This window comes from Pseudoalteromonas sp. Ld19, from assembly GCF_045064135.1.
In the GTDB taxonomy this organism is placed as follows: domain Bacteria; phylum Pseudomonadota; class Gammaproteobacteria; order Enterobacterales; family Alteromonadaceae; genus Pseudoalteromonas; species Pseudoalteromonas aliena.
The window spans coordinates 492,464-507,516 of sequence record NZ_JBISHA010000017.1 but is presented as its reverse complement, the minus strand read 5'-3'; the positions used below and the strand labels follow the sequence as shown (position 1 = coordinate 507,516).

The following is a 15,053-nucleotide window of genomic DNA, read 5'->3' as shown; positions in this document are numbered from 1 at the left end:
ATAATTCGAGGTTGTAAAACCTTGTCTACTCAGTACTTAAGCATGCTCCTGCTTCAATTACAGGCTCCTTTGCTTGATACTTTTTATGGGCCAGCATATCGCGTAAATTAAAAAGGGTTTTAAAAACACTATTGAGCCCTACTTTATTGTTAACCCAAGTAGGAATAATTCCACCTGGCAATGCGTAAACCTGATAAACGATATTTAAACTACCATTGTGTTGAGTTAACAACCAATGTGCAGTTAAGGTTTCGATTCTGACCACATTTTTATAAAGTGGCAGCTCATTTAGATGCGCTTTAACAACAAGTAAACTTTGTTGCGGGGTTAATTGTGAGTAACACGAATAGGTTACAACATCTCTATTCGCTATTGGCCATGGAGAGTCAAAGTAACTATATACAATATTTTCTGAAGGGCTTAACGTTTTAATGACACGTACTTTGGAGACATTTTCTACCCAGTGCGGAGCTACATTTGTATCACTGAGTAATTCTAAAAAGTCCTTTGCAGATACGTACTCTACATCCACCTCACCTTTAACTTCAAACGTGTTATCGCTGTGACTTTGATAATGTACACTCACTCCTTGCTTATTTTTATACTCTTGCCATACAGGCTCTGAGTAAACGTAAAAGCATTGAGTTAAAAGCACAATGCCTACGCACTTTTGAATTAAGTTGATATTACAAAAGTGCGTTACTCTCATTTTTGCCAATAAGGGTCTTTATCAAAAGACGCAAGCCGGCTTTGTTCCATAGCGCTGACTAAGTATTCAGATTTTTGCTCAAGCCAAGATTGAATCTTAGCAAGCTGCTCATCTTCCTGACCCGCGCATAGCTGCTTTAAATACTCTAGCGTGCTCAGCTCATACATACCATGGGAAATATCTAACCAAGGCAGTCGAAACTCTAACCGCTCTTCATTATCAAATAAAGAGCCTAAACAATTACCGCTCAGCAGGCTATTTTCTAACTGCATTCGCAAACTCAAATAATCAGTTACGTTGAGTGTTTGCTCTTTAGGTAATAAGTGATGAAGGTTTTTCCAGTCTTTATTAAACAACCGATTTGCAATTGATAAAACCGGCTTTTCTGAAGCTTGAAGCTCAACTTGGCCCCAATCTTTACGCCATTGTTTATCTATCAGCCACGTTGTTAGCGATAGCAGTAAACGGTTATAACGCGCACTGTGAAATAGCGCATTAATATCATCAATGCTTGGCTGTAATTCTTTTAAATCATTAATAACTTGAGCTAAGGCAGGCGCTGCATTTATCTTTTTGTAAAATGCATGACGTTTAGATGTGTATGTTTTTAATTGAATCGCATTTTCTACCCATGCTAATTCACTCAACAGCCACTTAAGTTCAGTACGTAAATACTCGGTATTTTCTTTAGAAACAATATCGTCGTATAACCAAAACGTATGGCGAATTAAGCTAATGCCGTCCGTCACTCTTTTTAGCGTTTTTAAACTTGGTTTATCGAAGTAACACTGTTCGTGTTTTTGCACAAACCGAATGCCAAAATTCATCGCTTCCATCAATGCTTTTTCTTGGCTTGATGTATTCGTTAACTGCACAAACCCAATTGACTTACTTGGTTTTAAAGGTTTATCGTCTGCAAGTCGATACCCACGAGCTGCTTTTGAATATAACCCTAAGCGGATGCAACTTTGACTTACTAACTTATCCGCTAAAGCGAATAACTCATTTCGACTACCTTCAATTAACTCAATTTCAAGTTCACTAATAACCTCTATCTGGCCGGCTGCTGCAATCTCCCCCTTGTCGAGTACCACTTCAATTTTCCCGCCAGTCTCTGTTTCAATTAGCCATGTACGACGAATAAAGTTAGTACTAAAAATAGGGTATAAATTTTGCGAGATTGAACTAACTTGCATGCCATGAGGCCATATATCAACATTGAACGCCATCAAATTAGGGCGGTTTGAGTCAATAGGCAGGTTATACTCAGGTCGTTGATGCAAACCACCAACGACCTCGCCTGCAAGCTTTATAGTTTGCTCACATTGGCTATCTGCACAACGGGTTCTAAAACCAATATCAAGGGCTCTAAGTTCACGACTCGGCGTGTCGTAGTATGCATTTTGCAAACTGCGCGAGGGCTTATTAATAACAGTTTTAGCAAATTGAGTAATTAGCGAGGGGATCAGTGGAATTACGGCATCTGATACCAAAAACTTCAGTTCTATCTCAGTATCCATTCGGTCTGCGGATTACCTTTAAAATAAATAAGTGCTCAAAATAAACAAAGCACACACACAATGCAAATTTTTTAGCCTTATTTTGCCATCAAAATAGGGGCAGAGTTACAATATCTACCTTGCTATTACGTTATTTAATCCATACTATCTAGTTACTTATGTGACATAAAATCACGTTTATAACGGACACAGCTAGATCAACAAGGTAGATAAATGCTAAAACATTGTTTATTAGGGCTACTTTTAACAGCCACCACATTCATGAGTTACGCGCAAGAAGCACAAGATACAAACTCAACGGATGAAAATACCGCCTATATTATCGATAACTTATACACTTTTATGCGCTCAGGGGCGAGTAAAGACTATAGATTACTTGGCTCTGTAGACGCGGGAACAAAATTAACTGTGTTATCTGGCGAAGAAAATGGCTTTATAAAAATTAAAGATGATAAAGAGCGTGAAGGCTGGATCGAAACTAAATTTGTGACTAAAACAGCAGGCTTAAAGCAACAATACAAGGTATTGAGTGACGAAATAAGCAATATACAAGAAAACCTGCGTACTGCTCAAATTAAATTACCGCAGTTACAAGAACAAAATCAGGCTTTAACAGATCAAAACCTACAGCTGTCTGAGCAAATTGCTCAATTAAAAGCGACGTTAGAACAAGAACGGGCTCAAAAAGAATCTGTCAGCGCCCAAGAGAAGCGCCAATTACTGACTTATGGTAGTGCGATTGCTTTCTTAGGCTTGTTTTTAGGTATCATTTTAACAATTGTCCTATCGCGTCGTAAACGTTACGAAGGCTGGGCATAAACGTAATTAATGTTTGGGGTAAAATAACCTGTGTATTTTACCCCTATTAGTTACCTATCAAATATCAATTAGTAATCCCTTATCCTCTTTTATTTTTTCAATAACCATATAAGTATGGTGCGTACCTACGCCCGGAATATCGACTAAGTCACCCAAAACTTGCCTATACTCTTCCATATTAGACACTCGTATTTTTAATAAGTAATCATAGCCACCAGCAACCATGTCACATTCAACAACTTGTTTAATTCTTATAACATGCTCTCTGAACACCTTAAATACAGCGGTATTTGAGGCAACAAGTGATATTTGCACATGTGCCACTAAACTTTGGTTAAGTTTTGCTTCACTTAACTTGGCGTAGTAGCCTTCGATGTAACCATCTTGCTCTAATCGTTTTACACGATCAAGGCATGGGCTAGCGCTCAAATTAACCTGCTTTGCGAGGTTAACATTAGAAATTCTGCCGTTCTTTTGGAGAACGTCTAATATTGCTAAATCGATGCGATCTAACAGCCGTAATCTATTTGGAATTGTCATAACAGAATTTTATGCGGATAAGTTAAATTTATGCCCTGTAAATTATCGTAAAACGCGAAATTTAACCAGCATATTCTGCTGAAATTTAATTAGAATGCACACATTATATCACTGGTAATTTATTGGTAATTAATTTTACTTTAAATCTTAACACTCCTGGGAGTTGCTTATGTTATTCAAAGGCGATTTGACAACACACTGTCCTATCAGACAAAAAATTCGTGACTTTTACCGCATTGATGAAAATGCGGTTATTGATCATATTTTACCGCTTGCAGAAGTCGGTGTAAAAGCACGAAGTCGTGCATGGGAAAGAGCTCGCCAGATTGTTTTAAACATTCGTAAAGAACAAGATGGGCAAGGCGGTGTTGACGCGCTTTTAAATGAATTTTCACTATCAAGTGAAGAAGGCGTTGTATTAATGTGTTTGGCTGAAGCCTTACTTCGCGTACCAGATAAAGCAACTCAAGAAGTTCTGATCCGCGACAAGTTAGCAAAAGGTGATTGGAGCTCTCATTTAGGAAGCAGCGATTCTTTATTTGTAAATGCGTCGTCATGGGGATTATTAGTAACCGGTAAAATGGTTAACTACACAGATAAAACGAAAGAGCAGCAGTTTGGCATGCTTAAAAGAACCATTGGTCGTTTAGGTGAACCGGTTATTCGTAAATCTGTAAATTTTGCTATGAAAATTATGGGTAAGCAATTCGTTATGGGTCGTACCATTGACGAAGCAATTGAACGTGCTGCCGATACAGAGCAAAAAGGCTATGTATATTCTTACGATATGCTAGGCGAAGGCGCGCGCACAATGAAAGATGCGACGCGCTACTTTGACAGCTACATGAATGCAATACACGCCATTGGTAAAGCAGCAAACGGCCGCGGCCCAATTAAGAGTCCAGGTATTTCAGTTAAACTTTCAGCTATTCATCCACGTTATGAGTTCACTCATAAAGATCGTGTAATGGCAGAAATCGTACCTAAGTTAAAAGAGCTTGCGCTTGCTGCTAAAAAATACGATATCGGCTTTACGGTTGATGCAGAAGAAGCTGATCGCTTAGACATCTCTCTTGATGTAATTGAAGCCGTATTTAGCGATACAGACTTAGGCGATTGGCAAGGGTTTGGTTTAGCGGTTCAAGCGTATCAAAAGCGCGCTATTTTCGTTATAGAGTGGCTAACAGAGCTTGCGACCCGCGTGGGTCGTAAAATGATGGTACGCCTAGTTAAGGGTGCTTATTGGGATACAGAAATCAAAACCACACAACAAGATGGTTTAGAGCATTTCCCTGTATTTACGCGAAAAGCCACAACCGATGTTTCTTACAAAGCATGTGCAATTAAAATGCTTGAAGCGCGCGGCGTGCTTTACCCGCAATTTGCAACCCACAACGCTTACACGGCAGCTACTATTTTAGAAGTTGCAAAAGGTGATAACACCGGCTTTGAATTCCAACGCCTACACGGTATGGGTGAATCATTATTCGACCAAATCGTCACCGAGGAAAAAATTCAGTGTCGCGTGTACGCACCTGTTGGCCAACACGAAGACCTACTTGCATACTTAGTACGTCGCCTCTTAGAAAACGGCGCTAATTCCTCCTTTGTAAATGCCATTGTTGATACAACAAAACCGGTTGAGTCATTACTGCCAGATCCAGTAGAAACACTGCAAGGCCTGCGTAACAAGTACAATACGCAAATCAAAATGCCGATTGATTTATACGGTGAAGAACGTGCTAACTCTAAAGGCATGGATTTAACCGATATAAACGTTATCACCCCTTTCAAAGAAAATCTGGAAAGTTGGTTTAACGAACATCTCATTGAGCAAAGTCAAGTACCTGAAGGCTCACTGGCTGTTAAAAATCCAGCGAATCATAAAGAAATCATCGGTCACGTTAAATTACAAACTGGCGAAGAGATGAAAGTGCTATTGGCTAACGCTGAAGCGGCTTTTGAATCGTGGTCACAAACACCGGTGAAAGAACGTGCAAATTTACTGCGTCGTGTTGCTGATATTTTAGAGCGTCATCACGACGAACTAGTCGCTATCTGTATTAAAGAAGCAGGTAAAGTAGCACAAGATGGTATTGATGAAGTACGTGAAGCGGTTGATTTTTGTCGTTACTACGCAGCGCGTGCTGAGGAGTTATCGCAAGATGAACGCTTTGAAGCCCGTGGCGTTATTCTATGTATTAGCCCTTGGAACTTCCCGCTTGCAATATTCTTAGGGCAAGTTGCCGCTGCGATTGTTACAGGTAACACTGTAATTGCTAAGCCTGCAGAGCAAACAAGCTTAATTGCCCTTCGTGCAATTGAACTTATGCTATCAGTTGGCTTACCTGAACATGTTGTTCAACCTGTTATCGCTCGCGGTAGTGAAGTCGGTAAGGTGATTGTGCCAGACGAACGCATTCAAGCAATTATGTTTACCGGCTCGACAGAAACCGGTACGTTAATTTCGCAAACGCTGGCTGCTCGTAACGATATTCAAGTACCGTTAATTGCAGAAACTGGCGGTCAAAACTGTATGATTGTTGACTCAACAGCACTTCCTGAGCAAGTTGTTGACGATGTAATTAGTTCTGGCTTTCAAAGCGCAGGTCAACGCTGTTCGGCTCTTCGTGTTTTATTTATTCAAGAAGATGTAGCTGATGGCATAATCGATATGCTAAAAGGGGCACTTGCTGAACTGCATATTGGCGACCCATCGTTACTATCTACCGATGTAGGTCCTGTGATTGATGAAAAAGCACTTAAAAACCTAAACGATCATGTTGAGTACCTAAAGGGTAATGCGACGCTTCATTACGAGTGCAAAATTCCTGATAACACACAAAATGGTGCATTCTTTTTTGCGCCTCGCTTATACGAAATTAAAGACCTATCGGTACTTAAACGTGAAGTATTTGGCCCATGTGTTCATATTATCCGCTTTAAATCGAACGAGCTTGATAATGTGATGGATCAAATAAATAATACAGGTTACGGCTTAACAATGGGTGTCCATTCGCGTATTGAAGAGCGCTGTGAGTACTTAGCAAAAATGTCACGTGCAGGTAACGTATACATTAACCGCAACATGATTGGCGCTATCGTTGGCGTGCAACCGTTTGGTGGCCGTGGTTTATCTGGTACTGGCCCTAAAGCCGGCGGTCCTAACTATCTACAACGTTTAGTAAAAGAAAAAGCATCACCAGATAACGTGCAAATGACGAACCTAACGCCTGACGAGCTTGATTTACACCACTACAGCGGTGCAAATGAGCAAGTTAAAAAGCTAATGGCTAACTCAATGCGCGATGAAAAAATCTGGCGTGCAACACCACTGAACGACCGTGTTTCTGCGGTGCGTCAGTTACTAGCTAAAATTGCAACAGTAGAGATCATAGACGACTTAGCAGACGATTTAGCATTAACATTATCTGAAGCACGCGCTCAGCTTAACCGCCTTGAAAAGCACATGCGTAAATTTACTACTCTTCCAGGGCCTACAGGTGAGTCTAATACCCTTCATCTAGAAGCACGTGGTTGCGTAGTGTGTTATGCGGATAAGAGTACATCATTTAACTTCTGGGCACTGTCTATTATTACTGCCATAGCTGCAGGTAACACAGTAATTACAGTAGCGTCTGAGTTATTTTATGATGAAGCCGTTGCCTTTAAAGATAAGTTTATCTCGACAGGCGTTGCTGAGGGCGTTTTCCAAGTAGCCAAACCTAATCAGTTACAGGCTATCTTGGCGCACCCTCATTTAGCGGGTGCCGTAGTGGCTGCTCGTTCGTCTCGTTTTGGCTACTTTAGCCAACAACTTGCACAACGCAAAGGCGCTATTTTACCCGTGATCAGCTCAGAGTATTACGATACGCTAATTAAGCGTCTTATCACTGAAAAAACAATCAGTATTGATACAACTGCATCGGGTGGTAATACATCACTAATGACGCTTGTTGAAGACGATGAATAATTAGCTTAAAGCTAGGGCGTGTTGCTCTTTGTGGATTGAAATTTGTTCAATCTAGGGGCGGTTGAATCGCGGCGCGAGGTTTGTAACCTAGTGGGCTAAGTAAAAACCGAGCAACAAAGAGTCAACCGTCCCTAGAAAGAACCCAAAGGGCAGCGCATGTTTGGCACTTACGCTGCGTTATCGCCTATTCATGGGGAACACCACACATCATAGGCTCTGCCTTGCTTAAACACCAAACAGTCTGCTGTAAACTCAACCACCAAAGATCAACACGCCCTCATCCATAACCATTAAAAAAGGCATCATTTGATACCTTTTACTATATAAAAGTATTATTCTTTGCTATTTTATATATAAATAAACCATTGAGTTGTTAATTTGAAAATTGTTCCTATTTCACAGTTACTCCCTGGTATGTTTGTACAAAGTGTCACTAAACAAACAGGTCGTATTAAAATAAAAAACCAAGGCTGGGTTAAAACTCAAGCCGGCATTGATAAACTTAAAAAAGCAGGCATTTTAGAAGTCGAAATAGACCCTGATAAAACACTCATCGAGTCAGTCCCCGAAAAACAACCACTTGATATCCCTACTCCACTTAAAAAACGCGATCCTTGGCAAAAAGTACACAGTGCAGAACAAGAAATGGGGAAGGCCAAAAAACTATACGACGAAGCTAGAACGTTACAAACTAAAGCGTTTAAAGACATAAAAGCAGGTCGTGATATAGACATAACCCCTTTTAGAGAACTTGCCAGTGGCTTTATAGATTCTGTATTTAGGAATCAAGATGCGCTTGCGTGCCTTACGCAAATGCGCCAAAAAGATGCTTACTTACTTGAGCACTCTATTAATGTTTCAATTTTAATGAGTATCTTTGCAAAACATTTAAATATAGAAAAAGACATAATAGAAGAGCTAACTACTGGTGCACTTTTGCACGATATAGGAAAAATAAAGATTCCTGATGAAGTACTTAATAAGCCAGGACGTTTTACTGAAGCTGAATTTGAGATAATGAAAAACCACTCACTGTTTAGCAAAGAAATTCTAGAAGAAGCAGGACTAACAGGTATTGCTGTTGATATTGCAGGTATGCATCATGAGCGGCTAGATGGTAAAGGTTATCCATTTGGTAAAAAAGGCGAAGAGATAAGCCAATATGTACGAATGTCTTCTATTGTTGATGTGTATGATGCACTCACTGCTGAGCGAGTATATAAAGCAGGAATGGAGCCAATAAAAGCATTTAAAATATTAAAAGACGGCTGCCCAGATAGCTTTGACCCTGTATTACTGAATAAATTTATTCAGTGTATTGGCATCCATCCTGTAGGTACTCTGGTGAGGTTATCAAGCCAAAAAATTGGGTTAGTTACCGAAAGCAACCCTGCGACACCTTTAAAGCCCGTCGTTAAAACGTTCTACAGTGCTAAACATAGTCGCTACACTGAAATAAAAGATATAGATTTAGCAAGTAAAAGGACCTTGGATTCACTTGAGTCTGCGGTTAAGGCTAAAGAATATAATATTGATATAGAACGTTTTTATAAAAATACGATTCTATCTTAAATTAATTTTGCTACTTCAAAGTAAAAACATCTATGAAGTAGCATACAGCCCTTATACTAATTGTATTAAATTAGTGAACTATTATAGCGATACGAAAATAGCTCAATAACAAGACTAAAATTATGACATAGTGTTGTTATCAATAATTGCTCCGCGCATTGCTCCCCCTCCTGCATCCATACAGTCGGCAATAAATAATTTTTAACATCGTTAGTGAGTTATTTAAGACGCTATAATGATCATGTTTTTAATAAAATTGATATTATTCAGGCCAATCTTGCAATGCTTTTAAGCTAAACTCATATCCATCAAAATCTAGAACACTTTGCTCAGGTGTAATTTCGCGAACAGTGAGCGCACCGATGCTTTCACCTTCGTGAAGTTCTCGCCCATTAAGCTTTATCCAGCGCTTATCGGCACTTGATGAATAAATATGTGCTTGATATTTTATTGGAGGCAAAATAACCTGCAATCCATCAGGCAATAACTCAACAGGATCAACGCGAGAAGAATGACGGGTTCCTTGCGTTACTTCGTAATCTTGATTTTTTTCTGCATCTTGCACTGCTTGAGCAAACGCATTTTTTAAAGTAGTGGGTACTGCATCAAGCTCTGGATCAGTGATTTGCGGTTGCTCAGTGCTGTCATTTATTGGCTTGCCAAGAACTTTATACTTACTCATATCAAGTTGCGCCGATGCCGTATTTTGATTTTGCCCAAATACCGACGAATTTTGTGCATTACTCGGATTATAATTAGTTTGTGGATTAAATGCTTGCTGATTATAATTTTGAACAGGCATGACCTGCTGCACAAACTGTTGCTGATTATAACTAGTGGCACTCAAGGGGGTATTTGATGGCATAGGAATATATTGTCCGCTCGGTGTTAGTAGCATTTGCTGCACACCATTAGGTGTTTGCACATGTACCAACTGCCCTTCTATTGTAGCGGTATTTGTTGCCGCGACTTTATTGGCTGACTCTAACTGAGCTAATTGCTGCTTTTGAAGCTCAGCATCCTCTGTATCAGGCTTTATTTCAGGCGCTGGTATTTTACTTTCAACCACTTTAAGTTCATCAGCTACCGAGGCTTTTAATAAAGGGCTCACTTGCAGCCATTTACCTGTTGTAAAACCCGTTGCAACGGCAATAAACGCGACCAAACTTCCGCCAAATATCAATGCTAATCGTCTGTAACGTTTAAGTGCTTGCTGCTGTTTTAATTGTTCTGACTGTAAATCATATTGCTCAGCACTCATATCAGCTTGTTCTGACTGTTTTAATGCATCTAATAAATAAGACATAACTACCTAACTATAAAATAAATGAAAGCCCAATACCGACTGTAAATAAAGCAGCGAACGCAATGCCATATGACCAAAAAGAAATAGAGTTTTGCGGTTTTTTATTGGTTGAGGCAATAAAATCCATAGGAAGTGATTCATGGGCTGACTTTTTTATTATATCGCCATCAACAACTAACTGCTGTTTTGCAAAAGTGCCCACTAAAGCTCGCTCACATACTAAGTTCATTAGGCGGGGCACCCCACCCGTTAATTGATGCACAGCTTGCATAGCATCCATTGAAAATATTCCTTTATCACACCCAGCTATATGTAGCCGATGTTTAATATAGGCTACGGTTTGTCCTTGCGTAAGTGGCAATAAATGGTAACGAGCTGTTATTCGCTGAGCCAGTTGCCTCAGCTCATTTCGCTTTAAAAGCTCTTGTAGTTCAGGTTGACCCACGAGCACTATTTGTAATAGTTTTTTATGATCGGTTTCAATATTTGTCAGCAAACGCAATTGTTCAAGCACATTGGGTGCAAGCAACTGCGCTTCATCAATAATTAGTATGGTATGCCCACCCGATTTATTATTTGTCTCTAAATGCTTTTTTATAATATCGGTAAGGCTTTTTAGCGTTGCGTTTTGTGTATCATAGCTAATTTTTAGCTCGTCACAAATACTGGCTAATAATTCAAGCTCTGAAAGTGCTGGGTTATGGATCATAGCCACTTGTGTATTTTCAGGAAGCTGCTCTAGCATACTGCGGGTAATTGTCGTTTTTCCTGTACCTACTTCACCCGTTAATAATACAAATCCTCCATCTTCACCCAATCCGTAGGTAAGGTGTGCTAAGGCTTCTTTATGTCGTTCACTTAAAAATAAGTAGTGAGGGTTAGGCGAGATAGAAAATGGTTTTTCGTTCAGGCCAAAATAGCTTAAATACACCGTGATGTTCCTTCGTCAATAAATCACGGCCTATAATGGCAAAAAAACGCTTGCAGTGACAACACTGTAAGCGCTTTATTATTGAAATAACGTAAATTTATGTAAAATAAAGTGCACATTACAAAAAAGAGTCTGAGTATTTACTTTTCGTAGCGCACTAAACGTAAATACACATCACTGGTTTTAGCATGCAGGCTATTTAAACCACTATCAAATTGATAAACCCAAGCTGAGCTCATGTTGCTGACTCCTGAGGTACTAGACCAATAATTTTGTAGCTTAGTGCCAAAAAAAACAGTTTCATTAATACTTGGCTCTGTACAGCTATGCTCTAAAATACTTGCCAGCTCTTTAATATTGGGCACTTGCCAATCATCATGCTTTGCGGTTGCATCGTTAACCGCTACCCTTAATGCTTCTTGCCAAGTAAGTGATGGTGTAGAGCCATCACAATTATTAGTCTGCGCATTGTATACTTGTCCATAGCTACAACGCTGCCACATTAAACCTGTTTGTGGATCCGATACAGTGCCATCCGTGTTTATAACAAATCGGTCAGTTGGCGTTGTTGTATCGGTTGATGAGTAACAAGTTTGTTCGGCGGCAAGATTAAAGCTCAGAGCCATTATCGTTAATGTGTAAAATGATGTTATTTTCATAATTTTCTCCTAACGGCTTCTGACTAAGCGGACATAAGCCGTTTTATCTTTAGGGTAGGCAAGATCATTACCACTACTCATATCTATTATATAAGCTTGCGATAAACTCGTTCCATCAGCCGCCGTTTGCGACGTCCAATAAGGCAAGCTGACCCCACTTATAGCTCCAGCTAAGGGAATATGAGGAAAAATGCTCGTATCTATTAGTACTCTTTGTCCTTGCTTACCGTAATCAATTAAGCCTAATAACTCTGTATAAGTAGGTACTCGCCAATTTGTACCACCACAAAAATCAACAGCGTTAACTTCATTAATATACGTTTGTAAGCCGCAGTCGGTATTACTTGGACATGTGGTGTTAGCACCACCTGTAGTTGCAGCACCAGAATCTGCATCACTTAAATTCCAAGTGTAATGATTTTGACCGTCACGTAACGGGGTATTTGGTAAAGAACCCGATATTCCGCTTTTCACTTCCCAAACCAAGCCAGTTACATTATCGCGAATACAACTAAAGTTAGTGCTGTCGTCAGCAACTTCATCTGCAAACTCATTCAGCTTTGTATAATCAAACGCTAAGTTACCTTGGCCCGCTTTATCTAGACGATTAGCAAAGCTATCACGACCAAGCTCTGCATCTTGACCCGGAAAGTCATCATTATCGCAATTTATGCGCAGAGTATTGTTGTAACATTCACCAACACCACTGTCATTTATAAGCCCCAGTGATTTTGGTGATACATCAATAAATAACGCATCTGTATCGGTGCGTCCTTTCGAATCAGTTACCGTTACCTCAAAGCTTAATATTGTATCTGTATCTACATCGGAGGCAAAAAATGTTGTTATACATTGGCTACTATCAGTCAGTGCCTCAGCACTTCCGGTAAGTTGTTGCCATTTACACTGATATGTATCAGTAACTGTTTCACTGCTAGTTGCATCTAAAGTTACTTGTTCGAACTCTTCAATATTTTGATCCTCTCCAGCATTTGCATCTACTAACTCATTCGTTTTATTAAGTGTCATAGTATATTGCGTGCTGGCCTCACCGCCTTCATCATCTGTGACTGTTAATTGCCACAATAAATTCTCACTACTTTCCAATAAAGGATGTGAAAAACTAAGGGTAGCCTCATTGAAAGTAGTAATATTTAAATCTGGACCTGATAACAGCTGCCATAAATAGCTATTAATTTGACCGTTTTCATCTGGATCACTTGATTCGAGGCCACTTAAAGTTACAGTGTCTTTGTATACAGAAGGGGGAGTTACTGGTAACGTTTGTGTAATAACAGCGAGGGGGAGTTGATTATTAGAACTAACTGAAATAGAAATATCGTCACTTACGGCGCTACTACCTGAGCTTTGATAACTAACTCGTAAAACGATATTGCTGTCGGTTTTAATATCAGGTGCCGTAAGTGTTTGCTCTGCACCATCAAGCGGAAAACCGTCTAAACTTGGGCCACTTACTTGTTGCCACGTAAATGTACCATCGGCGGGAGAGCCCTGTGCAGTAATGGTAAATTCAGTTTTTTCGATAACACTTAAATCAGCTCCTGCATTAACCGATGTCTCTACAGCTAAATTATCATCACTACCACCACCGCCTCCACATGCACTCAGTAAGCTGCAAGAAATGAGAGGAATTAAAGCAAACGCTTTCATGCGCAGCACCTTCTATGTTAAATAATTACTATAGTGTAATCACAGCAATAAAGATGCCATTAAAATTTACATATAAGTATCTTGATGAATACGTACAAACAACTTTGTACCTATTTTACTGTAATCTACTTTGTATTCACGCCCATCTAAAGCTTGAATAAACAGAAGTTGTTTTTCTTCGCCAAACAAATCAGCACTTCCAACATACACGATCTCTAAATATCGCTCTTTCGCATCGCGGCGATTTTTTGGCAGTTCTTCTTTAAATGGTTCTAAACCACTTTGTGTCACTTTAATCCGAGGGTGTGATTCCGAATTTACAATAACTAAATCAAGTTTTCGATCTTTATGTATTATGGTATTTCGACCACTTTTTAAAAAGGCTCTTTCTTGGCTCATTACGATTCCTACTATCGCAGTTTAATCTCTTACTTGCGATGCTATAAACTGACTGGGTTGATGCTTCCATTTATTCAAGTTAGCACTGAAATCCCAAACATCTCTATCTAATACACTGGCAGGCAATAATAAATCATAACCTGTTAGCAGTTGAAGGAACTTAGCTCTGTTTGCAAACATAGCTATAAGTCCATTATAGCAAATCCCTTTTTGGGATTTATATTGTGTGTCTTCTATTAACCATTCTGATGGGCAATTACCATTTTTGCAATGTTTTTGAACAGCTTGCATAAATAAATATCGTTGCTCTATAAGTAGTTTGCCTGCGATTCGAGGAGCAATATTTGCTAAAAACTCATCTATATCATTTACTTTCACTCCCACAGCATTCAATTCTATGTATTCAAAACTATCTTTTACTTTAGGTATACCACTGTGATGAAAGTTAGCATGAGGCAAACGCCAAGAACCATATTTATGGTTATAAACAAGTGTTGCTTCATCTAACACTAAACTATAAAAAGGCTCTTGAGTTTTTAAAAAACCAACAAAAATGGCAACAAGGCAAACACTCACTAAAAAAATTTCTAAAATACTGATTTCACCTGGGCGTAATAAATTAAATGCCATAATAAATGCCAATCCAACAGCACCTACTATTAATATTTCAATACCATTGCGCGTACCTTGCGCTCTATATTTTATATTATTTTTACCCATGCTGATAAAACACCATATAAAATATAAACATAATAATAGCCCATGCAATGACTTTTCAGGCCCTTATACAAGCCTTGCAGGATGTTTTAAAATTCATATATTTACCTCTTTAATTGCAACAAAACAGGTACGCACTATTATTCTCATCAACTTTTACGCTTAACGCACAAATTTATGAGACACATAACCGTCTTTCTCCGGTCTTATTTCGTACAATAGTTACAATTAATTTTC

General features: G+C 39.2%; 12 protein-coding genes. 3 read left to right on the top strand and 9 right to left on the bottom strand.

The genetic code is table 11. From position 1 onward, the window contains the following. Window positions 1–25: 25 nt before the first annotated feature. Window positions 26–709 carry an START domain-containing protein gene (locus ACJJVZ_RS07465; protein ID WP_193155922.1) on the bottom strand — a complete coding sequence of 228 codons (684 nt, stop codon included), beginning with the start codon at window positions 707–709 and terminating at the stop codon, window positions 26–28. Continuing rightward, on the bottom strand, window positions 706–2,229 hold the full coding sequence (locus ACJJVZ_RS07460; protein WP_182701595.1) for a CYTH and CHAD domain-containing protein: 1,524 nt from the start codon (window positions 2,227–2,229) through the stop codon (window positions 706–708). The genes ACJJVZ_RS07465 and ACJJVZ_RS07460 overlap by 4 nt, the downstream gene beginning before the upstream one ends. Window positions 2,230–2,442: 213 nt before the next feature. Between ACJJVZ_RS07460 and ACJJVZ_RS07455 the strand changes: the two genes are divergently transcribed. Then, entirely contained in the window at window positions 2,443–3,048 is a 606-nt protein-coding gene (locus ACJJVZ_RS07455; RefSeq protein ID WP_193155848.1) for a TIGR04211 family SH3 domain-containing protein, read from the top strand. Window positions 3,049–3,105: 57 nt separating this feature from the next. Here the strand turns inward: ACJJVZ_RS07455 and ACJJVZ_RS07450 are convergent, their stop codons facing one another. After that, window positions 3,106–3,588 (bottom strand): winged helix-turn-helix transcriptional regulator, encoded by a 483-nt coding sequence (locus tag ACJJVZ_RS07450; protein WP_193155849.1) that lies wholly within the window; start codon window positions 3,586–3,588, stop codon window positions 3,106–3,108. Between the two features lie 169 nt (window positions 3,589–3,757). On the opposite strand from ACJJVZ_RS07450, the gene putA reads away from it, so the two are divergent. Both putA and ACJJVZ_RS07440 read left to right on the top strand, forming a co-directional pair. Beyond that, window positions 3,758–7,561: a bifunctional proline dehydrogenase/L-glutamate gamma-semialdehyde dehydrogenase PutA gene (putA, locus tag ACJJVZ_RS07445; RefSeq protein WP_077535741.1), complete on the top strand. Its 3,804-nt coding sequence runs from the start codon at window positions 3,758–3,760 to the stop codon at window positions 7,559–7,561. A 378-nt stretch (window positions 7,562–7,939) separates the two neighbouring features. Further along, window positions 7,940–9,133 (top strand): HD-GYP domain-containing protein, encoded by a 1,194-nt coding sequence (locus ACJJVZ_RS07440; RefSeq protein ID WP_405599445.1) that lies wholly within the window; start codon window positions 7,940–7,942, stop codon window positions 9,131–9,133. A gap of 262 nt (window positions 9,134–9,395) precedes the next feature. Here ACJJVZ_RS07440 and ACJJVZ_RS07435 read toward each other — a convergent pair whose 3' ends face one another. From ACJJVZ_RS07435 to ACJJVZ_RS07410, 6 genes are all read right to left on the bottom strand, one after another. Then, window positions 9,396–10,439 carry a general secretion pathway protein GspB gene (locus tag ACJJVZ_RS07435; RefSeq protein ID WP_405599443.1) on the bottom strand — a complete coding sequence of 348 codons (1,044 nt, stop codon included), beginning with the start codon at window positions 10,437–10,439 and terminating at the stop codon, window positions 9,396–9,398. A 10-nt stretch (window positions 10,440–10,449) separates the two neighbouring features. Continuing rightward, on the bottom strand, window positions 10,450–11,370 hold the full coding sequence (locus ACJJVZ_RS07430) for an ExeA family protein (RefSeq protein ID WP_138586015.1): 921 nt from the start codon (window positions 11,368–11,370) through the stop codon (window positions 10,450–10,452). A gap of 140 nt (window positions 11,371–11,510) precedes the next feature. Further along, window positions 11,511–12,029, bottom strand: coding sequence for a DUF1566 domain-containing protein (locus tag ACJJVZ_RS07425; RefSeq protein WP_405599441.1), 519 nt, complete (start codon window positions 12,027–12,029; stop codon window positions 11,511–11,513). A gap of 9 nt (window positions 12,030–12,038) precedes the next feature. Then, a complete protein-coding gene (locus tag ACJJVZ_RS07420; protein WP_405599438.1) occupies window positions 12,039–13,700 on the bottom strand; it encodes a PKD domain-containing protein in 1,662 nt (553 codons plus the stop codon). Window positions 13,701–13,766: 66 nt separating this feature from the next. Next, window positions 13,767–14,099: a hypothetical protein gene (locus tag ACJJVZ_RS07415; RefSeq protein ID WP_405599436.1), complete on the bottom strand. Its 333-nt coding sequence runs from the start codon at window positions 14,097–14,099 to the stop codon at window positions 13,767–13,769. Window positions 14,100–14,120: 21 nt separating this feature from the next. Then, window positions 14,121–14,819, bottom strand: coding sequence for a DUF2982 domain-containing protein (locus ACJJVZ_RS07410; protein ID WP_405599433.1), 699 nt, complete (start codon window positions 14,817–14,819; stop codon window positions 14,121–14,123). Window positions 14,820–15,053: the final 234 nt, after the last annotated feature.